This window comes from Kitasatospora albolonga (genome assembly GCF_039535905.1).
Lineage (GTDB): Bacteria > Actinomycetota > Actinomycetes > Streptomycetales > Streptomycetaceae > Kitasatospora > Kitasatospora albolonga.
The window spans coordinates 1-21,991 of sequence record NZ_BAAAYB010000018.1 but is presented as its reverse complement, the minus strand read 5'-3'; the positions used below and the strand labels follow the sequence as shown (position 1 = coordinate 21,991).

Annotated in this window: 17 protein-coding genes; 10 read left to right on the top strand and 7 right to left on the bottom strand. The window is 69.1% G+C overall.

Annotated features, from left to right (window positions below; all coding sequences use genetic code 11):
* Positions 1–12: 12 nt before the first annotated feature.
* On the top strand, positions 13–1,068 hold the full coding sequence (locus tag ABD946_RS05270) for an ATP-binding protein (RefSeq protein ID WP_345280008.1): 1,056 nt from the start codon (positions 13–15) through the stop codon (positions 1,066–1,068).
* 96 nt (positions 1,069–1,164) lie between these two features.
* On the opposite strand, the gene ABD946_RS05265 is transcribed toward ABD946_RS05270, so the two are convergent.
* The gene (locus ABD946_RS05265) at positions 1,165–3,552 is read right to left on the bottom strand and encodes a DEAD/DEAH box helicase (protein ID WP_345280564.1); all 2,388 of its coding nucleotides are present in this window, start codon (positions 3,550–3,552) and stop codon (positions 1,165–1,167) included.
* A gap of 263 nt (positions 3,553–3,815) precedes the next feature.
* Between ABD946_RS05265 and ABD946_RS05260 the strand changes: the two genes are divergently transcribed.
* The gene (locus tag ABD946_RS05260) at positions 3,816–4,910 is read left to right on the top strand and encodes a hypothetical protein (RefSeq protein ID WP_345280562.1); all 1,095 of its coding nucleotides are present in this window, start codon (positions 3,816–3,818) and stop codon (positions 4,908–4,910) included.
* A gap of 102 nt (positions 4,911–5,012) precedes the next feature.
* On the opposite strand, the gene ABD946_RS05255 is transcribed toward ABD946_RS05260, so the two are convergent.
* Entirely contained in the window at positions 5,013–5,525 is a 513-nt protein-coding gene (locus ABD946_RS05255) for a hypothetical protein (RefSeq protein WP_345280002.1), read from the bottom strand.
* A gap of 378 nt (positions 5,526–5,903) precedes the next feature.
* Between ABD946_RS05255 and ABD946_RS05250 the strand changes: the two genes are divergently transcribed.
* From ABD946_RS05250 to ABD946_RS05235, 4 genes are all read left to right on the top strand, one after another.
* The gene (locus ABD946_RS05250) at positions 5,904–7,616 is read left to right on the top strand and encodes a DUF6119 family protein (RefSeq protein ID WP_345280560.1); all 1,713 of its coding nucleotides are present in this window, start codon (positions 5,904–5,906) and stop codon (positions 7,614–7,616) included.
* A 302-nt stretch (positions 7,617–7,918) separates the two neighbouring features.
* Positions 7,919–10,222, top strand: a complete 2,304-nt coding sequence (locus ABD946_RS05245) for a DEAD/DEAH box helicase (protein WP_345280559.1) — start codon at positions 7,919–7,921, stop codon at positions 10,220–10,222.
* A 268-nt stretch (positions 10,223–10,490) separates the two neighbouring features.
* Entirely contained in the window at positions 10,491–12,176 is a 1,686-nt protein-coding gene (locus tag ABD946_RS05240) for a pentapeptide repeat-containing protein (protein ID WP_345280557.1), read from the top strand.
* Positions 12,177–12,293: 117 nt separating this feature from the next.
* Positions 12,294–12,476 carry a hypothetical protein gene (locus ABD946_RS05235; protein WP_345280555.1) on the top strand — a complete coding sequence of 61 codons (183 nt, stop codon included), beginning with the start codon at positions 12,294–12,296 and terminating at the stop codon, positions 12,474–12,476.
* A 382-nt stretch (positions 12,477–12,858) separates the two neighbouring features.
* Here ABD946_RS05235 and ABD946_RS05230 read toward each other — a convergent pair whose 3' ends face one another.
* Positions 12,859–13,500: an AAA family ATPase gene (locus ABD946_RS05230; RefSeq protein ID WP_345280553.1), complete on the bottom strand. Its 642-nt coding sequence runs from the start codon at positions 13,498–13,500 to the stop codon at positions 12,859–12,861.
* A gap of 437 nt (positions 13,501–13,937) precedes the next feature.
* Here ABD946_RS05230 and ABD946_RS05225 point away from each other — a divergent pair, with 437 nt between their 5' ends.
* From ABD946_RS05225 to ABD946_RS05210, 4 genes are all read left to right on the top strand, one after another.
* Positions 13,938–14,753 (top strand): hypothetical protein, encoded by an 816-nt coding sequence (locus ABD946_RS05225; RefSeq protein ID WP_345280551.1) that lies wholly within the window; start codon positions 13,938–13,940, stop codon positions 14,751–14,753.
* A 569-nt stretch (positions 14,754–15,322) separates the two neighbouring features.
* The gene (gene istA / locus ABD946_RS05220) at positions 15,323–16,954 is read left to right on the top strand and encodes an IS21 family transposase (RefSeq protein ID WP_345280549.1); all 1,632 of its coding nucleotides are present in this window, start codon (positions 15,323–15,325) and stop codon (positions 16,952–16,954) included.
* Positions 16,951–17,736, top strand: a complete 786-nt coding sequence (gene istB / locus ABD946_RS05215) for an IS21-like element helper ATPase IstB (RefSeq protein ID WP_345280547.1) — start codon at positions 16,951–16,953, stop codon at positions 17,734–17,736. The genes istA and istB overlap by 4 nt, the downstream gene beginning before the upstream one ends.
* 37 nt (positions 17,737–17,773) lie before the next feature.
* Positions 17,774–18,220, top strand: coding sequence for a DUF4279 domain-containing protein (locus tag ABD946_RS05210; protein WP_345280545.1), 447 nt, complete (start codon positions 17,774–17,776; stop codon positions 18,218–18,220).
* A gap of 387 nt (positions 18,221–18,607) precedes the next feature.
* Here the strand turns inward: ABD946_RS05210 and ABD946_RS05205 are convergent, their stop codons facing one another.
* From ABD946_RS05205 to ABD946_RS05190, 4 genes are all read right to left on the bottom strand, one after another.
* A complete protein-coding gene (locus tag ABD946_RS05205; RefSeq protein WP_345280543.1) occupies positions 18,608–19,006 on the bottom strand; it encodes a DUF6009 family protein in 399 nt (132 codons plus the stop codon).
* Complete coding sequence (locus ABD946_RS05200) at positions 18,994–19,341, bottom strand: hypothetical protein (RefSeq protein ID WP_345280541.1); 348 nt, start codon at positions 19,339–19,341, stop codon at positions 18,994–18,996. The genes ABD946_RS05205 and ABD946_RS05200 overlap by 13 nt, the downstream gene beginning before the upstream one ends.
* Positions 19,342–19,412: 71 nt before the next feature.
* Positions 19,413–20,699: a hypothetical protein gene (locus ABD946_RS05195; RefSeq protein WP_345280539.1), complete on the bottom strand. Its 1,287-nt coding sequence runs from the start codon at positions 20,697–20,699 to the stop codon at positions 19,413–19,415.
* A 745-nt stretch (positions 20,700–21,444) separates the two neighbouring features.
* Complete coding sequence (locus ABD946_RS05190) at positions 21,445–21,891, bottom strand: hypothetical protein (RefSeq protein WP_345280537.1); 447 nt, start codon at positions 21,889–21,891, stop codon at positions 21,445–21,447.
* Positions 21,892–21,991 lie beyond the last annotated feature (100 nt).

The window sequence follows — 21,991 nt, the reverse complement described above, 5'->3', positions numbered from 1 at the left end:
AGATAGGCACGTATGGACGAGCAAGAGCGCCTGACGCGCGCTGAGAACCGCCTGCTGCTCGAAGTCCCCTCGGCGGGGCCGCTGTTCCTGAAGCCGCCCGCTCCGCTGTGGGTAGAGGACTGCCACACCTGGCGGGCGAGTGCCGCGGTCCGCACACTGCCTCCTGACCTGGCGGACTGCGCACCTGAGGGAACGGACGTCGCCGACCACGACACCCGCTTGCTCTACCACGGGATGATGCTGACGGTGCTCAGCCCGGCGATCGCCAGAGCGCTGCTGGTGGTGGCCGAGCAGATCCGGGCGAACCGCCAGCGCACCCGCGGCCGTGTCGGGGTCATCCTCGACGGCCCCCGCGGCACGGGCAAGAGCACCATCCTGCACGCGATCGGTGTGCACTGGGAGCGCGGGCTGCGCGAGTTGTACGGGGCCGATGAGAACCGGCATCCGGTGGTGTCGCTGAGCGTGCCCCCGCCGGTGCGCGGCAGCGTGCGCAACTGGGCGGGTGCGTTCGCCCGTTACTTCGGCCAGGAGCGCGAGGGTGGTGACCCGACCGAGTCGGTGATCCGGACGATGCGCAACGCGCGGACCCTGCTGGTGCTGGTCGACGGCATCGAACGCCTGCGCACGCCCGTCGAGGCGGAGCAGGCGTTCCAGTTCCTGGACCAGATCCAGGAGGACACCGGCGCGACGTTCGTCTACTGCGGCCGTAACGCGCGCTCCATCGTGGATCCGTTCACCCGTGACAACGACACTCACCTGGAGGAGGGCGAGGAGCTGTGGGGTGACCACCGGGTGCTGCGGACCAGCCGGATCGGCTTCAGCGACGAGGAGCTGGCGAAGTTCGCCCGTATCGTCGACCTGTTCGACGCGGACCTGCGGCTGTACCGGCACGAGCGCGGCGACCTGCTGGCCCTGGCGCCGTACCTGCACACGCGCAGCCGCGGCTACATGCGGGCCCTGTCGCACCTCATCTGCCAGGGCGCGCAGCGGGCGATTTTGACGAAGCGTGAGCGCATCACCGAGGAGTTGCTGGAGGAGGTCTCGCTGGGCCGCGTCGAGCAGCTGTGACAGGTGGCCCGCCTCGCGGCCGGGCCGTCGTCTTCGAAAGGCGCGCGCGGTGCGGGGCGGGTGGTCGGCTGTGTGGCGGTGGCCGGCCGCTTGAGCTCAGCGGCCGCCTCCCTTGCCGCGGGCGCGATGGGTGCGACGGATCCTGGCCGCGAGTGTTTCGAGGGCCTGCAGTGCGTGGCTGTGCTCGTCGTCGAGGGTTTGAGTCCTGGTACGGGTGTCGCGCAGGCGGGGCCCGAGGGGGAAGGCCCGGTCGGTGCCGGTCGCGCCCCAGCGCGGCTCGTGGTGGTGGTCGGGGACGTCGAGGTGGCCTTCGCGGAGCAGGAACACCGCCGCGCATTCCAGGAGGCGGTAGAACGCGCGGCGCCCGTCGTCTTGGGCGCTGTTGGCGTACACGCTGTCGGGCAGCGGCGGCACGCCCAGCGCGAGGAGAAGGTCCTGCTGGCCTTCTCGCAGGTCGAAGAACTTCTCCTGTTGCCTGACCAGCCAGTCCCGGTACTCGGCCGCCCTCGACGACGGACGTCCGGTCAAAGCCGCGCGGTGGTGGAGGAACTGCTCCACGCCGCAGTCGGTGACCGCTGCTTTGGCCTTGTTGTACCTGCGCTGCCAGTCCTGGGTCCACGGTGGGTTCCAGTGCGGGTCGATGCCGGCGAGTGCCCGTTGGTGGGCAGCGGGCAGTTTGCCGGCCTTCGCCCTTCTGCGCTGGGTGGCAAGCCACCTGCCCAGGGGGTAGCCGCCGAGGTCCTCGTCGACCGGGACGGTGAGGTCCCCCATCTGGGCGGCCCGGTGGCGGGCGTGCTGGAGCATGGTCTCGAAGGTGGTGACGGGTGTGGTCCAGCGCATGCCCAACTCGTCGAGTGCGGCTTTGCGGGCGGCCGGCAGACGGTCCATCAGGTAACGCAGGCGGATATTGGCGAGGCACTCCCCCAGGGCGAAGCCGCCGAGGGCCGTGTAGTCGAGAGGCACGTCCAGGTGCCCGAAACTGTTTCGGTAGGACTCCATCTCCGCGATGGCCTTCTTCCAGTCGCCGATCGCGGGCAGGGTGGTCTTCAGACCGAGTGCGCGGGCGAGTTGCGCGGCCCGCTCGGGCCGGGCGTAGAGGTTCTGTTCCTTCTCCAGGCGCGGGCTCGGGTGTGAGCCGGCGGGCAGGGCGATGCGGTCCATGAACGAGCGGTCGTGCGCACGCAGCGCCTGCAGCAGCGTGAGCATGCCTCCGAAGGCCGGGTCCTCCAGCAGGTCGGATGCCTTGGTGTCCTTGCCCAGGTAGACGGGGATGATCAGGGTGGTCTTCTTGCCGGCACCCGGTGGCTGGCGCAGGCCGCGGCCGATGGCCTGCAGCGCGTCGATGGTGCTGTAGCGGGGGTCGGCGAAGACTACCGCGTCGACGTCGGGCATGTCGACGCCCTCGTTGAGGACCCGCACGTTCGACAGGACCGCGCACTGCCGACTCGGGCAGCCGAAGTCGTCCAGCAGCAGGCGGCGTTCATCACTGGGCTGCTCGCCGTGGATGGCCCGTGCCCACAGGTCGTCGATGCGCAGCGGCGCGCTCAGTTGCCTGGCGGTCTCGGGCAGGGTGCGGGAGAACTCCTGCGCGTGGGCGACGCGGTTGTGGAAGACCAGGACGCGGCGCAGGCCGTGTTCGGCGATCGCGCGCAGCACGCTGACCTGGATGGCGGCGTTGCGCAGTCCGTTGTGGTGGGCGCTGGTGCCGGGCAGGCGGGCGGCGAGGAGGGGGTGGAGGTCTTCCTCGTGGACGACTGGCATGACGACCTGGTAGTCGGCCAGGATGCCGCGCTCGATGGCTTCGGGCATGCCGAGTTCGTAGATGGTCGGGCCGAAGATCCCGCGGTGGTCCATGGTCGCCATCGGCGGGCTTTCCATGAACGGTGAGGCCTGCGGTGTGCGGTGCTGGGGCGTGTAGTCGTCGGGGTTCCAGATCCTGGGGGTGGCGGTCATGTAGATGCGGGTCTTGGCGGGGACCTGCGCGTCGTCGTGGACGAGGCCCCAGCCGTCGCCGAACGCGGCGCAGGTGCGGTGGGCCTCGTCGGCGATCACCAGGTCCCAGGGCGGGAGGCCGTGCTGCCGGTGGGCTTCGGTGACGCGCTCGAGGGAGTCGTAGGTGGCGAACACCGTGACGGGTCCGCCGGCCAGGACCGCCCGGGCGATCCCCGCGGGGCTTTCCGGCCCTTGCAGCATCCGCGCCTCGTGGTGTTGGAGGCCGCTGTCGGCCTGGCTGAGGGAGCACACGCCCAACACCTCGCCCTGCAGGCCTGCTTCGCGCCAGCGGCGGGCGGTCTGCGTCAGCAGGGCCAGGGTCGGCATCAGGACCAGGGTCGCCCCCTGCGGGGCCAGGCGGTGCGCGGCCCGCTGCGCGATCAGGGTCTTGCCCGCGCCGCACGCGGCCACCACCGTCATGCGTCGCTCGCCGGCGAGCACGGCAGCGGCGATCGCCGCGAGGGCTTGCACCTGGTGCTCGCGCAGCCTCATTCAAGATCCTTGTCCGGTATGAGCGTTGACGGCCGCGGGGACTGTAGTGGCAGTCGGGCGGCGGCGTGGCCGGGGTGCGGGGTTTTCGGCCAAAGTCCTTGGCGCAGGGGTGTCTTGGGGTGGAGGGGCGGGTGTGCGGCGGCCGGGTGGCGTAGAAGGGGGCGTGCAGCGGGGCCGCAAAAGGCGGCCGTCGTACGGGAGAGGCGGTGGATGTCGCGATGGCGACCTCGAGCCAGACGGGCGGGAGCAGGAGGGGCAGGGCGTTGCGGCCGGCCCGGCGGCTGGCGCTGTCGGTTCGGTTCATCGGCGGGGAGTCGAACGGGTCGTTCGCCCGGCGGCTGGCGGACGCCAACGGCATCCCGGACGAGGAGTTCTGGCTGATGCTCGGCACGTGCGCCCGCAAGAACGGGGTGCCCTCCGATCCCCGCTACAGCGACGGCTACCTCAACGCCCCGGCCTTGGAGCGCCTGGCGGTGATGGCCGGGCGCAGCATCGCCGAACTGCAGCACGCCCTGCCGAACCTGCGCCCGCGACGGCTGCTGGCGGCCGGGGACGGCCCGGCGTGGGACTGGCCCTGGGACGCCTCCGGTTCCTACCTGGTGCGGGTGTGCGAGCTGTGCGCCCGCGTCAAAGGCACCACCCTGGATGCCTACCTCGCCTCGGAGGCGACCTGGCAGGTCTGTGCCCGGCACGGACGCTGGCTCGACAACCGCCGCGAACCCGGCACCGGCGCCATCGCCCTGGCCGCCCTCCCGGAGGTCATCGAGGCGCACCGGCAACGGCTGCTGATGGAGCGCCGGCTGGGAGCCGGCGGGCGCGCCGCGTTCGCCGACGCCTACGCCCTGCTCTCGTGCTGGTGGAACCTGCCGAGCCTGCGCTCACCCGCATGGCACACCCGCCGCCTCGCCCTGGGCCCGGCCGGCCACGACCACCTGCGCGTCGCGCCCCTGCTGTTCTACCCCGAAGCCGTCCGCCTCGCCCAGGCCCTCGCCGCCCGCGAACGCCGACGCCTTCGCCACACCCTCGCCGACGAACACGACGGCGCCTGGCTGGCCCGCACCGCCGACCTCATCGACACCTGGGACATCCCCGCCGACCCCGCCCTGCACACCCTGGCGATCTGGGCCTCCCACCACCCCCGCACATCCCCGCCCCGCAAACGCGCACCGGCCACTCCCCCGCCCCCACGACCCGCACCAGGCCGCCACCGCCCGCTACCCGCACCAGGCACACCCACCGGCCACGACCTCGACACCACCCTCGGCGAACGCTCCTGCCTGCCCTGGCAGCTCGGCGAACTCCACACCACCAGCCTCACCCCCGCCACCAACGGCTGGACCCTCACCAGCCGCGCCTGACCACCCGTCAACCGCTGGCCCGGCCGCTGGCCGTGTGGGTACTGCTGATGGTGGTGGTGCGGCTTCACAGGCAGGTCGGGGCCGGCGGTACCCGCCAGGGCGTCAAGGGTTCCTCCGCTTGGCGGCGTCCACGGCCGCCCTCTTCAACTGGTCGATCAGCCCAGGAGGCAGGGAGGCGAAGCCGACAAGGGTGTCGAGGGCGGTGTTGGCGGCCGCGCGCCGCTCCTCGCCCGTCATCTGCTCGCACTCCTGGTACATGCCGCGGGTGGTCGCGCCCTGCCCGGCGCGGGCGAGGCGGCGAAAGGCCAGGCTGGCGAAGCCGGGAGCGTCAGGGTCGGTCTGGTTGCGCGGCAGGCTTCCCTGCCGCTCAATGATCGCCTCGCATGCCAGTTCCACGAGACGGGCGCAGGTCACCGGATCCTCGACCAGCAGCGTCAGCGTCACGTCCTGGCAGGAGGTGCAGCGCGCGAGCGCGGCACCGGTGACGGTCTCCAGCAGAGCGGCATCCGTGTTCCAGCCGTCAGGATGCGGACCGTCGTTCACGACGATGCCAGGATGGCGGTGCGGATCCCGCCCGCTGCGACGGCGTGGCTTTCCAGGCTTCTGACGACCCACGAGTTCCTCCTGGACGGCATACCGGACGGGGGCCTACTCGCCCGCGAGCGTAACGACGCAGCCACCCCACACGCGCAGATCCAGCCGAACACCCCCGAAACAGCACCGTGTCCTGCTACACCTCACCCCAACCCCAGGCACCGCCAGCAGACAGGCACCCGACGCGACCAGGAACGCCACTGGCGACAACGAGCCAACCCACCCAGCATGACCCGGTGATCCGTCAGCGGCGTGGCGGGCCTCGGTGCCGGTGACCTCACCGCCTGGCGAGGTTGTCAGTACGCAGCCAGAATTAGGTTCAGGCCTCTTTTGAAAAGATGGTTGAACCAAGAAGCACCAGACCCTAGCCTAGGCCTCCCCGTCACCTCTGGAGGCTGCATGAAGCAAGCCAAATCCAAGCTGAGATTCAACTGCTTCCTCCTCCGCGAGGGACTCGAATCCTATGACCTTGCATTTCGGGTGCAGTACCGTCCTGGCAGCACACAGGGAATGGTCCGGCTCGCCCCAGGAAGTGGCGTACCGGAAGGCTGTGTCGCCTACCTTAGGGAGAACTCGGAAAAGATTCCGGCCTGGGCCAGACTTCTGACGCCCACGTTCTCCGAACTCTCTTCCATCAAGAACATCTCCCACCGCCTCGTCATCTTCCTGCCCGTTCAGGGGCGGACCTTCGCCATCTGCTTCGGATACGGCAGTTCTACTCTGGAGTGGTCTCATATCGAGGCGAACTTCGGGCTCCGCTTCGCCGCCCGGAAGTTCGACAGCAACTCCATGAGCGGCATCGGAAGCCGCAGGATCGACGCCTCCGCCCGCTCCCAATGGGTCCAGATACCCTCGAATTCCTCTCTCAAGGATTTCGAGATCGAGCTGGACGGGGAGTTCACCCGGAAACTGGTCGGAAATCTCGAGGAAGGAATCGAGATACCCGAACTGGGCGCCATCGTCGCAACCGATTCCGTATCTTTCAAGCTCGACACCGACCTTCACGCGGTCCATGGCGTCCTCACACAGATGCTCCAGGCCACACTGGCAGGCGAGGCATCAGCCGATCTCGCTTTCATCGACTCCCTGGAACCTCTACGGGCCACAAGCGAGATCGTGCAGCGCCTCGAGCAGCGCTTGGCCCTTGAGTTCTTCGGAACGTCCGACGAACCTGCCACCGGCGCGTCGGCGGTGCCGCCGGACCCGATGAACGTTCACGTCCTCGCATTCGCCCCGTCGGACGACCTGTCGATCGAGAACCTCCATGACTTCGTCGCCCAGAAGGGAGGTGAGTTCCAGGAGTTCGACGAGATGTCGCTTACCTCCCTGCGATCGGCCATCTCCGCGCTGCCGGGCCGGAACACGGTCGGCAGCCTCAAGAACGTGAAGATCCAGGCCAGGGACGCCAACGGTGATCCCGCCAGCCAGGCCAAACCCCTGAAGCACTGGCTCATCTTCGAAGCGGGAGACGGACAGCAGCGGTACCTGCTCACCCTCGGCAAGTGGTACGCCCTCGCTGCGGACTACTACGAGAAGCTGGACCAGGACCTCGCCCAGATCGAGGACGTCACCGCGCTGCTGGAGCTCCGCACCTGGGACGACTGGGGACACAGGAAGAACTGGGAGAAGCACTACAACGAGAAGGCCGCCGAAGACCGCGACGACCTCGTCTGCCTGGACCGGCACCGGCTCTTCCCGCAGGACGGCAACGGCGATCAGATCGAGGCGTGCGACCTCCTCCACGAGAACGGCTACCTGATCCACGTCAAGCACTACACCGGCAGCCAGACCCTCAGCCACCTGTTCTCCCAAGGATTCGTCTCCGCCCAGACGCTCGTCGCGGACTCCTCCTACAGGAACGACTTCATCGAGGCAGTGAAGTCCCTGTCGAACAACCCTGCCCTCGAGGAAGCCGCCGGCGCCAAGCCGCCCCGCTTCGTCACCTACGCCATCGCCTTCACCGGGACCCATCAACTCCCGCAAGACCTACCGACGTTCAGCAAGGTCAACCTGCGCAGCTTCGCTCGGCGCGTGAGGATGGTCGGCTCCGTACCGACGCTCGCCCGTATACCGATGACCTTCAAGCCGAAGAGCGAGCAGAAAGACCCGTAGCCACAGCCGGCCCGCAGCGACTCCGCCCCCTTGTGAACCACACAGACGGCAGCAACGGGCCCAGCACAACGACCAAACAACAAGCCCCAGCCAGGGGGTTATCCCTAGAGTCACAACAGTCTTCCGCATAGTCACAGCACCCCAGCTCAAGACCGGAGCGGGCTCACGCCAGCAGCAAGATCACTGAGGAAACAGCAGGTCATCGCACACCCTCTAACCCTCCATCAAGTCAGACCATCCACACCTCACGGCCCATCCAGATGCCGTAACTAGACGGAAGACTGACAGGTGAGATGCGGGCGGTGTGCTCGCTGGTCCAGGACGAACTGCCGGTGGGGGTGCAGGCCTCGACCAACGGCCTGCTGGTCGCGTCCTGGATCGCGGACGCGGTCCGGGGCCGGCGGCCGTTGACCCTGTTCGCCACCTACGCCTCGGTGGGCGCGGTCGCGGACGCGTACGCCTTCTGGGCCCGGGCCAAGGGGGAGCTGCTGGCGCCGCTGGACCTGATGGTCTGCGATGAGGCGCACCGCTCGTCCGGGCATGTCGAGAAGACGTGGACGGTGGTGCACGACCAGGGCCTGATCCCGGCGGCCAGGCGCCTCTACGCCACGGCCACGCCGCGCATCTGGGCGCCGCCCGGCAAGGCGCTCAAGGCCTCCACCGGCCGTGAGGGGGCGCGCCAGCCGCTGCCGGAGGAGCTGGCCGTATCGATGGACAACGTGGCGGTGTTCGGCCCGCAGGTGTTCACCATGGGGCTGGCCGAGGCGGTCGAAAAGTCGCTGCTGGCACCTTTTGAGGTGGTGGTGGTCGAGCTGCGGGACCCGCGCTCGGACCGGGACGCCGCCCAGGCGCAGCCGGTGCCGTGGGGCGCCGGGGTGGGTGAGGCGGTGGACGGGAGCGAGGACGCGGTGCCGGCCGAGCAGCTCGCCGCGATGCAGGCCGGGCTGCTCAAGGTCGCCGCTGAGCGCGGCCTGAAGCGCACCATCACCTTCCACAACCGCACCTTGGAGGCCCGGTATTTCTCCGAGACGCTGAACCAGACGGCGGAGCGGCTTCACGATTCCGACCCGGAGAAATACCCGGCTGAGGTCTGGTCGCAGTGGCTCTCCGGTGAGCACGGAGTGGATTTCCGGGAGGAGGTCATCGGGGAGTTCGGACTGACCGAGAAGGACGACGGTCTGGGGTACAGGGTGATCGCCCAGTGCAAGATCCTCGGCGAGGGAGTCGATATTCCGAATGCGGATTCGGTTCTTATTTCCGGCCGTGGCAGCATGGTTGATATCGTCCAGGCTGTTGGTCGGGCTCTTCGGATCAAGCCTGGGGAGAAGAAGATGGCGAGCCTTATCGTGCCTGTCTTCCTCAAGCCCGGGGAGCGGCCTGGGGACATTCTGGAGTCTGACAGCTATAACGGGCTCGTCAAAATTTTGGCCGCTTTGCGGTCACACGACGAACGCATGCTCGAGGCCCTGGCGGTGCCGCAGCGCAGCGGCCGACGGACCACCGGGCGCAGCGCCGAGGCGGCTTACGCCCCTGGTGAGGGCCATGGCGGTGGTGCCGGTGGTGTGGGTGGTGCGGGGGCTTTCACGTTGCCGGTGCGGTTCGAGTCCGCCCCCGAGGATGACGTCCTGGCGCTGTTCATCGCCTCGCGGGTATTGCGGGGAGAGACGCATCTGTGGCGTGAGGCGATCGGCCACGTGCGGAATTGGTACAAGGAACACGGGCACCTGAACGTGCCCTATGCGGCGCTTGTCGGGGAGAACGGCAATTACCCGCTCGGGCGGTGGCTGTCGGACCGCCGGGTGGAGAATGCGGCGGGCGAGTTGGCGTCATGGCGGGTGGAGCAGCTCGACGGGTTCGAGATGGTGTGGTCGGTGTCGGACGCCAGGTTCGAGGCCGGCCTCTCGTGGGCGCGGGTGTGGGCGAAGGACCACGGCGGGAGCCTGGCGGCCCCGGCCCGGGCCTCGATCGGCGGATACGCCATCGGCACCTGGCTCGCCGAGCTCCGCTCCGCCGCGCAGGTCCCGGACGGCGAGCCGGGCTCGCTGACGCCCGAGCGGCGGGCCGCGCTGGAGGAGGTCGACCCGTGGTGGTGCCCGAACTGGCCCATCGCCTGGCAGCGCACCTACGCCGCGGCCAGGTCGTGGTGGCTGGAGTCCGACGGGAACGTCGCGTGGGCGGACCTGGCCGAGGACGTGATGTTCGAGGGCGAGGCGCTCGGCCGGTGGGTGCTCGCGCAACGGGCCGGCCACCCCGGCCTGGAGGCGGAGCAGCAGGAGCTGCTGGCCGCCATCGGCATCGAGGCCGACCCCGATCTGGTGGCGGCGAAAGCCGCCGCCGACGCCCGGCCGAAGGTCTCCCGCACCGACCGGTTCGCCCTCGGCATCGCTGCCTTGGCCGCGTTCGTCGCCGAACACGGGCATCCGCGGGTTCCCCGCCCACACCGCCAGGTGGTGGACGCCGGAGCGGACGGCGAAGAGCAGGGCGTCGTCGAAGTGGCCCTGGGTGCGTTTCTCAACAACGCCAAGGCCAGGCGGGGCAAGTTGACCCCGGATCAGCTCGCGCAGCTCGCCGAACATGGCGTCCAGTGGGCGGCGGCAGGCGCGTGAACCGGTCCTCTTTGATAAGGGGAAAAAGAGCTCGATCTTCCAGGTCTGTCACGAAATGGCGAATCCCCTTCGCGGAGTAGCGGTGCTGGGTTAGAACATCGCCATGAACGCCGTACCGTCCTCCGGTCCTCCTTCGTGGCCACACTGTGGTGAGGGGGCAGGAGCTTCCGAGCTGGATGGCTGCCAGGGCATACCTGTCAGCAACAGCGGGAGGTGTCTAGCGCACGTCTCCTCGCCTGAGCGAGTCACGTTTATCAGCTCGCTTGTCGTGGGCAGTGACCTGGACCTGCGCGGAACAACTATCGACAGTTCCCTGCTCCTAGATGTCCTGACGGCCTGCACCGATCCCGCTACAGGGAGCCCGCGGGTCGGCAACGCCAACTTCAACTCGGTCACCTTCACCGACCATGCGCACTTTGACTCGGTCACCTTCACCGGCCGGGCCGACTTCAGCTCGGTCACCTTCGCCAGCGACGCCGACTTCAGCCGGGTCGCCTTCGCTCATCCCGTCAGCTTCAGTGGAGCTACCTTCACCAGCGTTGCCGACTTCAATGGGACAACCTTCACCAGTCTCGCTGACTTCGGCACAGTGACCTTCAGTAGTCGCGTTGACTTCAGTTCCGCCGTTTTCACAGGCACGAGCTACTTCACCTTGGCTACTTTCACTGGTCACGCCGACTTCAGCTTGGCTACCTTCAGCGGTAATGCCAACTTCACCATGGCTACCTTTGCCGGGCTCGCCACGTTCACATCGGCCGTCTTTTCCCGGACCGCGTTTTTCGACGTGACCACCTTCGCCAGTAGCGCCTACTTTGACTCAGCCACCTTTGAAGGGCTGCAGCACATAGGCCCTCTCGCCTGTGTGGGGGGCGTCGTTCTCGACAAGGCTAGGTTTACTGGTTCCCAGGTCACGATCGAGGTGGTTACCCCCAGGCTGTCCTGCGAACGGACGGCCTTCGAAGGCAACGCCACTCTGCGCCTGCGATACGCGGAGGTGAGACTGAGCCGGGCTATGCTCATGGCGCCGGCCAACGTACATGCCTGGCCTGTTCCCTTCAGGTGGGATGGCAATACTGTGGAGGAGGATCATTTCACCGACGTGGGCTCGCCCGCCGGTGTTCGCCTGGTTTCCCTAGAAGGGGTGGACTGTGCACACTTGGTCCTCACCGATATCGACCTGAGTACCTGTGAATTCTCCGGGGCGTTTCATTTGGAGCAGATCCGGATCGGATTCGGCTGCCGTTTCGGTCGGCCGCCTTCGGGATGGCGCCCTCACCACCGACTACTGCCTGCTCGGTGGTCGCCGCGCAAGGTTCTTGCTGAGGAGCAACACTGGCGCTCACACCAGCCTGGTGCTGCGGGACGGGGCTGGGAACGGGGTCCTCTTCACGGCGTACCTGAGCGTGAGGCCGGGCCGGATGATCTGGTCGGGGTATACCAGCAGCTGCGGAAGGCGTTCGAGGAGGCAGGGAACCAGCCGGACGCGGCGGACTTTTACTACGGCGAGATGGAGATGCGCCGCCACGATATGCAGCGTCCGCAGGCTGAGCGGCGGCTGCTAGGGCTGTACTGGCTGGTGTCCGGCTATGGGCTGCGGGCATCGCGGGCGTTGTCGCTACTGCTTGTGGCGATGGGGGCTGACACTCGTGCTGATGGTGCTGTTCGGGCTCCCGGACGACACGCCAGATCCGAAGACCACTGGCACGTATGGAGCCGGCGTGGTGCAGACGACCACCAAGACCCCGGACCCGTTCTGTCTCTGTCCTGGAAGAAGCGGGTCACGGCGAAGCGGGCGGAGAAGGCGGCGCTGGTAGTGGTCAACTCGGTGGTGTTTCGCTCCAGCGGGCAGAACCTCACCCTGCCCGGCACCGTCATCGAGATGGCGTCCCGGATCGGCGAACCTGTCCTGCTTGGCCTGGCCGCCCTTGCCATCCGCAGCCGCGTCAAGCGCTGACCAAAGCGTCGGGAGGCGCTCGAGGCAATCGATCACTGGTGGGCACCGGGCTGGCAAATCACCTGGCAGCGCTTCCACGCCACTGCCAGGCAGTGGTGACTGAAGTCGGATGAGCGGGTGGACTGGGCCGCGCTGCCGCTGGAGACCGAGTTCAAGGGCGAGGGCCTCGGGTGGTGGGTGCCAGCGCAGCAGGCCTCCTTCGTCGAGCTCGACGAAGAGCAGCAGGACCTGCTGAGTGTGCTCGGCTTCGATGAGGGCCAGGAGCTGGCCGCCGCCCGAGCGAAGGTCGCAGCCGGTTGAACAAGTCTCGTGGTGACCGGTTCTGGTGACCGGTTCGCAGGCTGGCCTCGTGGCCCTGACGGAGTTCGTCCGGGAGCACGGGCGCGCCGGGGACGCCCGCACTCCCAGTGGAGCTGGTGGAACAGGCTATGACGGCCAGGCCCAGTGGTGAGCTGGCCCTGGACATTGCGCAGCTGCGGGGGTTAGGGAGCTAGGCACCGTCCTGGCCGAGCTCCCGGCCAGTTCACGGGCGAGCGAGTCGGAAGTGCTCTCGCCTGGGGGGCCGGGCCGCCGGGGGTCGAGTCAGCTCACGGAGCACGCCGAGCACAGGGGTGGAGTGCGCGGTGACAGCAGAGTAGGAATCGAACGAGGGCGCTTGAATTCAAGCGCCCTCGTTCGATTTTCAGCCGGTGGGGGCGAGGCGGCTGAAGGCCCATCGGAGGACTTCTTGGTCGACGCGGGTGCGGCCGGTGCGTTGGAGGGCCGTGTGGGTGTGGGCGGTCAGGCGGGCCCAGTTGCGGAAGTTGCCGTGGGCGGCGTGCTGGTCCGCGAAGGCGATGTCGGCGGGGGCGGCTTCGGCCCAGATCGGGTGGTAGAGCGGGATGACGTCCAGGACCTCTTCGGGGGCCAGGCGGGTCAGGCGCTGCCAGATGAAGATCCTGGAGGAGAGCATCGGCTCCTTGCGCAGGGCCTGGTAGCAGCCCTCTCCCCCGACGAAGACGACGGCGAGCTGGGTGTAGGGGTCGTCCCAGAGGTAGCGGATGTACTCGAGCTGGTCGCTGGAGAGCCACTGGGCCTCGTCGAGAACGAGGGTGCGGGGGTGGGCGGCGAGGGTGGTCTTGAGGAGGTGGTCGAACTCGCTGGCGTAGCGCGGGGGTTGGCCTGGTAGTTGGAGGCTGGTGAAGAGTTCGTGGCGTACCGCGCGGGTGGTGGGGCGGGTGTGGAAGGTGATGCGGTGGATGTCTTCGGCGGGTTCGAGTTCGCGTAGGCAGCTGGTGACGGCGACGGTCTTGCCGAAGCCGGCGCCGCCGTGGATGCAGGTCATGGCGCGGGCGGCGATGGTGTCGGCGAGGTTGTCGCGAACGGTCAGCAGGGAGCGGGTGGCTACCAGGCGGGCTTCGGGCAGGGCGAGGGCAGCCAGGTTGCTCTCGTGGTGGCGGGACAGACCCCTTGATGCGCGGGCGGGGGTCGTCGGTGGAGCCGCCCGCCGCGCTGTAGCCGAAGGTGCCGGAGACGGTGAGCATGAAGCCGCGGCTCTGGGCGGCGTTGCGCACCCGCTGGCGCACCTTGGGCTGCCACTTCGCGCGGACCTGCTCCTCCACCTTGGCCGCGGCGGGCGCCCTGCTGGACCTGGCCGTTACAACCCGGCAGGTGACCGCTCCGGCGAGCCCGCGACCCGGTGACGGCAGACCGGCTCCCGGCCTGTCGAATTTCTGTTATGCCAATTGACACAACATTAAGTCGACTCCTAGGCTCACGGCCATGGAAGAAGAGGTCAAACGCCGCGGCCGGCCGCGGAAGGACCCGGAGCGACTTGCGCGCTGGACCCCGCCGGACGGCTGGTCGCGGCTGGTCGCCTGGGTCTCGCCGGAGGAGAAGAAGGCGCTGAAGCGCGTCGCCGTGGACGCCGAGGTCTCCGTCGCGGACCTGGTGCGGTCATTGGCGAGCGGCCTGGCCGCGGGGACGATCACGCACGAGGAACTGGTCGGACAGGTCAGGAGAGGCAGGCAGGTCATGGAGAAGATCCCCACGCTGTTCGAGCGGGACGGCGACTTTCGCGTCGTGGACCGCCCGCGCGCCGAGTGCGCCTGGGTGTTCGCCGGGGAGGGCGCGCCCACCGAGAAGCTGGACGGCACCAACGTCCGCCTGACCATCCGCGGGGGCCATCTGGTGCGGGTGGAGAAGCGCCGCAACCCCAGCAAGGCGCACAAGCAGCAAGGCATCGTCGACGGCTGGTACGTCGACACCGACGAGCACGGTCCCGAGGACAAGTGGATCCTGGCCGCGGCCCGCAACACCGACGTGGCCACCTGGCCGGACGGCGAGCATGCCTGCGAGGCCCTCGGCCCGCGTATCCAGGGCAACCCGCTGAAGCTGGACGGCTACCTGTGCGTGCCGTTCAACCTGGAGGTGCCGGTGTACGAGGCGGTGCCGCGCAGCTACGAGGGCCTGCGTGAGTTCCTCGCCGAGCTGGAGAGCCGCTACGCGCCGGGCACCATGGCCGAAGGGATCGTGTTCCACCACCCCGACGGCCGTCGCGCCAAGATCAAGCGCAAGGACTTCCCCAAGGCCGCCTGACGCCCGCCCGTCACACCCGGCTTGGCCGCATCGGCACGGGCCCGGAGGCTGCTCCGAGATCCGATCGCTCACCGGGCGGGCGGGAGCACAGCGGCCGGCCGGAACGGGACGGGAGCGGGGAACCCCTTCAGAGGCGGGGAACGGCCCCTCTCTCCCAGGCCGGACACAACGGCTTCCGGGGGTGGTACCGGGCCCGGGCAGCCGGGCGGCCGGCGGCCGAGGGCGGCACGGGAGCAGCAGGAGCAGCGCAGCTGGGGCAACCTCCCCCTGAGCGTCAACAGCGTGTACACCTCGTACTGATCCGGTCCCGCTTGTTCACCAAAGCCGGTAAAGCCCACGCCGAGTAGCCACAGCCCAGGGTGTGCGTGCGGCCGTACACCAGCCGCACGCACACCCGCCGCCAGTCTGGCGTTAACGGTTTGGTGTGGCCCCACTTTTCCGGTCCGAGTTGGCTCCACCTGCGGGGCGCACGGGAGCGTTCGGGGGTTGTTCCGGCTTGAGCTGGCCCCACCGTGGACATGGGGCTGGGACGCTCGGTACAGGTCTCCATGAGGGGGCGATGCCGGGTGGTGGCCTCGAAGGAAGAGCTGTTCCTGCTGATCCGCCGGGACTCCTGGCGGGAGGGCTTGTCGGTTCGCGCGCTCGCGCGGAAGTACGGGGTGCACCGGCGGCTGGTGCGCGAGGCCCTGTGTTCGGCGGTGCCGACGCCTCGGCGGACACCGCGGAGGCATTCGCCGAGGCTGGAGCCGTTCAAGAAGACGATCGACCAGTGGCTGCTGGACGACCTGGAGGCCCCGCCGAAGCAGCGGCACACCGTGCAGCGGATCCTGGCCCGGCTTCGCCAGGAGCTCGGGGCGGAAATCGCGTACTCGACCGTGTGGGACTACGTCCACCGGCGCCAGCAGGAGATCGCCGAGGCCGCCGGGGCAGCACCCTCGGCGGGGTTCGTGATCCGGCACAACCAGCCCGGCATGGACGCGGAGGTCGACTTCGGTGAGGCATGGGTCGACCTGGCCGGCGAGCGCACCAAGTGCTACCTGTTCGCGTTCCGGCTGGCCTACTCCGGCAAGGCCGTCCACCGGGTCACGGCCTCGTGCGGGCAGGAGGCCTTCCTCGACGGCCACGTCCACGCGTTCCGCACCCTGGGCGGCATACCAGCAGGCCAGATACGATATGACAACCTCTCGCCCGCGGTGACCAGGGTGATCCGCAAGAGCCGGTCGCGGGAGGAGCATCCGCGCTGGCACGACTTCCGCCAGCACTACTCGATCACCCCTTTCTACTGCGAGCCGGGACTTCGCGGCGCCCACGAGAAGGGCGGCGTCGAGGGCCAGGTCGGCTACTGGCGCCGCAACTACCTCACCCCCGTCCCACGCGTCGACTCCCTCGACGAGCTCAACGACGCCTTCGCCGCGTTCGAACAGGCCGAAGAGAACCGGCGAATCGGGATGCGGATCCGCACCATCGGCCAGGACTTCGCCCACGAGGCCCCACTCCTGCTGCCCCTTCCCGGCGAGGCATTCGAGACCGGGCTGGCCCTCACCCCGCGCGTCGACCGCTACGGCATGGTCGCCGTCCGCGTCTGCCGCTACTCGGTCCCGGTCCGCTACATCGGCCGCCAAGTGCACGTTCTGCTCAGATCGAACGAGGTCGTGGTCTTCCACGGCCGCACCGAGATCGCCCGCCACTCGCGCCTGACCACGAAGGGCGCCGAGCGGATGGTGCTGGACCACTTCCTGGAGGTCCTGCTGGCCAAGCCGGGAGCCCTGGCCGGCTCCGAGGCACTTGACCAGGCCCGCCACGCGGGCACTTTCACCCCCGCGCACGAGGCGTTCTGGTCTGCGGCCAAACACACGCTCGGCGAGAGTGACGGCACGAAGGCCCTGGTCCACGTCTTGCTGCTGCACCGGCACCTGCAGCACCGCGACGTCGTTGCCGGGATCACCGCCGCCCTCGCCGCCGGGGCCTGCACCGCGGACGTCGTCGCGCTCGAAGCGCGCAAGGCCGCCGAGAGCGAGGGCCGGTCCCCGACCGTCACGGTCACCGTCCCGCTGCCCGAACCGGTCGGCCCGCCCGAGCTGCCGTTGCCGAGCCTGACCGAACGAAGAACCGCCCGCCTGCCACCCGACCAGCGTCCCCTTCCAGCGCTTGAGCGCTGGGACCAGCTCCTGCACCACCGACCCGGAAGGGACCCGCGATGACCGGCCCGCACCACACCCTGACCGAGCCCGCCTCCGACGCCGCCATCGACACCGCCTGCCGCGTCCTGCGGCTGCCGACCATGCGGGCCCAGTTCGCCGACACCGTCACCCGCGCCGAGCGCGAGCACCTGTCCTACCGCGGCTTCCTCGCCGAACTGCTCATGGCCGAGTGCGAGGACCGCGACCGCCGCCGCTCCGAGCGGCGCATCCGCGCGGCCGGCTTCCCGCGCTCGAAGTGGCTGTCCGACTTCGACTACTCGGCCAACCCCAACGTCACACCCGCCCTGGTCAACAACCTCGCCACCTGCGAGTGGGTCAAGAAGGGCGAGCCGCTCTGCCTGATCGGCGACTCCGGCACCGGCAAGACCCACCTGCTGATCGGACTCGGCTCCGCCGCGGCAATGGCAGGCTTCCGGGTCCGCTACGCGCTCGCCGCCCGCCTGGTCAACGAGCTCGTCGAAGCAGCCGACGACAAGCAACTGACCAAGACCATCGCCCGCTACGGCCGCGTCGATCTCCTCTGCATCGACGAACTGGGCTACCTCGAACTGGACCGCCGCGGCGCCGAGATGCTGTTCCAGGTTCTGACGGAAAGGGAGGAGAAGAACAGTGTTGCGATCGCCTCAAACGAATCGTTCGGAGGCTGGACCAAGACCTTCACCGACCCCCGCCTCTGCGCGGCCATCGTGGACCGGCTCACCTTCAACGGCACCATCATCGAGACCGGAACCGAGTCCTACCGCCTCGCCCAGACCAAAGCCAGGCAGCAGGCGAGGAAATAGTCAGGCGGACGTGCGGCTGCGTCTGTAGTCTCCGCGGGTGTCGTTGACTCAGCAGGTCTACTTTGCGATCTCCAGCGTGGGCACCACCGTTGACGAGATCACCCAATTGCTTGGCGTGGAACCGGACGAGGTCACGGTGCGGGGGAGTCTGTCCACCTCACCTCACATCATCCCGTTCTGTCACGTCTGGACGGTTGTCTGCCGTGAGCCCGGTCTGCCAGTCGATGAGCAGATCGACCAGGTCATCGGCAGGCTCCGGCCCTGCATGGAGGCGCTCACCGATCTGACAGCCCGTCTGGGCCCCGGGAACGCGATTCTTCAGGTCAACCGCTGGTTCAACCTGCATGACGAGCGGCCCCCCGGCTCGCCGGACGACACGAATCTCCTCGGCTGGCACCTGGACCGCGCGGCGTTGGACTTCCTCGCCGCGACCGGCGCAGATCTGGATGTCGGCGAATACGACGTGACGCGCAGCGACGACTGACACTGCTGCCCATCAAAGCGGGGCCACTACAGACCGGAAGCCGGGGCCACTCCGGGCCGGAACACAAGCGCCCGTCGCAGCAAGCCGGGCCCAGTTCAGACCGGAAAAGTGGGGCCACACCAAACCGTTAACGCCGCCAGTCCCGGCGCGCCGGCACGAGGCGCACTCCGTGAGCGGGCTTCGTAGGCCGGGGGACGACGCCGTAGCCAGCGGCGACCGGAAGGAAACCACGCCGCAGCCGGTCAGCCACTCAGGGTGTCCCGCTTACGAGCGCAGGTGTGCCGGCTGGTTCACCTGGCCGCGGCCCTCCTCACAGCAGTCATCGCCCTGGCATCCGGGGGGCTGGACCGCGACCGGTCGAATCTCCGGCACGCCTGCGCGGCCTGGTCAGGTCTTCGGGAGCGTTATCCCGAGCTCGAGCATGGCGGGGGAGGCGGGGCCGCCTTCGGAGCGTTCGGTCTTGTAGCCCTTGGTGCCGGGGGCGACGGTGCGGGGGTCGACGGCTTCGGAGGGGGCGCCGGTGGAGTACACGGGCTGTTGGTCGCGGTCGTGGGGCAGGAGCCAGAAGACGCGGCGGCGGAAGGTGCCGGAGGCGCGGGAGGCCTTGGCGTCGGGGCCGAGGATGGCGTAGCCGACCATGTGGCCGTCGCGGTGGTAGGCGGGGCGGCCTCGGCGGGAGGTGAGGCGGTCCAGGGACTGGCGGACGTAGTCGAGGGTGGTGGTGTCCTCGAGCCAGACGAGGTCGGTCTCGTGGGCGAGCTCGGCCGGGTCGATCAGCGCGCCCACGGGGTCGGCTCCTCGGTGTCGTTGTCGGCGATGAGGCCGATGCCTGGGTAGTACTTGCGGGAGTTGGACAGGACCATGCCTTTGGGGGAGGTCATACCCAGGGTTTCACGTACTCGTGCGGCGAAGGCCCGGCTGGAGACGGGGTTGGAGCCTTCGAAGCCGCACCAGCGGGTGTAGGCGGAGAACAGGGCGGCCTGTTCGGCGCGCATGCCTTCGTCGGTCTTGCAGGATTCGGTGAGGAAGCGGCCGACGTGGTCTTCGGTCTCGGCGTACGCAGGCAACGCGCTGACCGACGCCCGCCGGGCTGGTGCCAAGAAGATCAACGAGGTGCGCAAGGCGCGCCAGGAGCGGCAGCAGGGCGGCACGCCACCGGATCAGCAGGGCCGCTGAACGGGGCTGACCCGTCTCAACGAAAATTGACGAGTCTCACCGAAGTTTGACCGCCGGTCAGCTGCAGGCCGAGTTCGCCGGCCAGCGTGGCCGTCCACCCGTCAGGGCCTTCGTGCGGCAGGGCCAGGACTGCCCGGAGGCGGTCCCGCCATGCGGGCCGGGCGAGCAGGTCGGCCAGCCGAGCGCGGTATGCCTCGTGCTCCTCGCCGGACCAGTCCACCTGGCAGCCGGAGCGCGGCTCGCCGGTGAAGGCGTCGAGCAGGCCAAGGACAGTACGGCAGCGTTGCGGGGTCGGAGCGAGTCGGGCCACCTGCTCCCCGTAGGACCGCAGCAGTTCCGGAGCGTCCTCGAGCTCGTCAAGGGTGACGCCCATGCCGCCACACGAAGTGAGCGCAGACAGCAGCCGCCCAGCGTGGTCCACCAGCTCGGCGTCGGCCTGCGGGTCCGACAGTGCCTGCGCGATCCCGGCGGCCGTCACAATGTCGGCGGCGAAGTAGCCGGTGAAGTCTCCGCCGTCATCGGCCTTGCGGCGCAACCAGTGCATGACCTCGGGATCGTCCGGCCGACAGGGGTCCGCCCGGGGGTGCACACCAAAGGGGTTGATCCGGCTCTCCCACCACCAGTAGCGGGCCCGGGGCGCGCTCAGACGGATCAGCGCCTCGACGTAGACGTCCCGGCCAGGCGTACAGGTGCTGGTGTGCTCGGCGAGCTCGATCAGGACCGCTGCCCCGCCCGGGATCCGCTCCAGGGCCAGTGACGTAGGAATGGCGAAGCTGGTCAGCACCCCGAGGGTGCGCAGCAGGGGGAGGTCCTGTTCCGTGGCCGTCTCGACGAGCAGAACCAAGCCAGCCTGCACGACGTGTTCGTCGGCGCCGTTGCACACCAGCCAGCGGCCCACCTGAGCCACGGTCAACGGGTCGTAACGGCTCAGCACCCACCGGATCTGCGGATCCAACGGCTGCGCCGGACCGACCCTGGTGAGCGCACTCGCCAGCAACCGCAGCGAGGCCGGCTCGGTCCCCCGGCGCAGCCGGTGTTGCAGCAGTCCGGCGACCTGGTAGTCGCGGTGGCGAGGCCAGGACACCCCGGATCCCCCGCCGCAGCTGCGCTGCCGGTGGCCGGAGCGGTCGTTGCGGGCGCTGGGTGGCAGACAGCTGGCGTTGAGCCGTGCCAGGAAGGACTCCTGGTCCGCATCGATCTCGTCACCAGCCGTACCCGCGAACGGCTGCGGATAGGTGCGCCAGACACGAAGCGCGTAGTCGAGCAAGGTTGTCGAGGCCATGACCCCGATCGCGGCGGTCACCGAAGGACCGCGGACTCGATTCTCTCCATGTCCAAGATCCTCCCAGCCCCGCCGCCCCAGCGAAAGAGATGTCAGGCGAACAGTCCGCCGGAGGCCCAACTTCGGTGAGACAAACCGTCGTCAGTCCAACCTCCCTGAGTTTGACCGCACCAAGGTGGACCCGTCCCTCAGCGGCGCAGTTGCTGGCCGTGGCACCGAACCGCCGGTGTGGCTCCATCAGACTGTGAGCTGACGGACCTGGCCGGGGCCGAGGTGCAGCTCGTACGGGGTCGAGCAGTCGCTGATCTCCGTGCCCACCGGAGCGCCGCACGGGCGGTGGCGGTTCATCCCCCCACCGCCCGACAGGCCACAACAGCCGATGCGCTCGAGGGTCAGGTCACGGACCGGCTGCAGGCCTGGCGCAGCGCGGGGGTTGGCAGGGCGGGGCTGGCGTCGGCGGCTGGGTTTCACCGACTGACCGGCGGCGTCGCCGTGGTCGTCCTCGCCGTGCCCGCTGCCGCCGAGGTGGTGGCGGCGGCGGTGTGGGGTCGTACTGGGCGCCGCTGGGCGTCGACGAGGCCGCCACCCTGTGGGGTGGCGGCCTCCTCGGGCGTCGCGGGCGGCCGGTGGTGACCGGCGTGCCGGTGTGCTCGGCCCGGTGACGACGGTGGCGGCTCTTGGCGTGGTGTCGTCGAGGGTGCGGGCGGCGTGCGCGGGTTCCGGGGCGGGCGTTTGGCACCGGGCGCCCCGGGGTGGGGATCGGTCGTCAGCAGATCACGACGGCCGAGACGGTGGCGGTCGAGGCGGGCCAGCCCGGCTGGTTCACCGAGAAGGTGGAGGTGACCGTCGAACCGCAGGTTGCGGTGCCGTAGGCGCTGCCGACCACGTTCCCGCCGGCCTGGATGTTGACGACGGGGTGGACGGGGGCGATCGGGGCACCGCCGGACACCGCGCCCTGGATGGTGAAGCCGACCGACTGGACTTGGTGGGATGGGTCGTTGGCGGTGGCCACGCCGTAGAACCGCACCTGCTTGCCGGTCACCTCGACACAGGCCCGGGTCAGCAGGTAGCCGGGCGCGCCGGGGGTGCCGCAGGTGATCACAGGGCCGACCGGACCGGTGGGGCCAGCCGGTGCCACGGCAGCCGCCTGAGCGGTGGTCAGGGCGGTGAGGGCGGCTGCGGTGACGGCAGCGGTGGTGATGACGCTCTTCACGGGTCTCTCCTCGTCGAGGGTCTGCGGGGAAGCGGAAGAAATATGCAATGTCACATTTCCTTGGCCGCATCATGGCAGGACCCCGGGGCCCCGGTGCGGG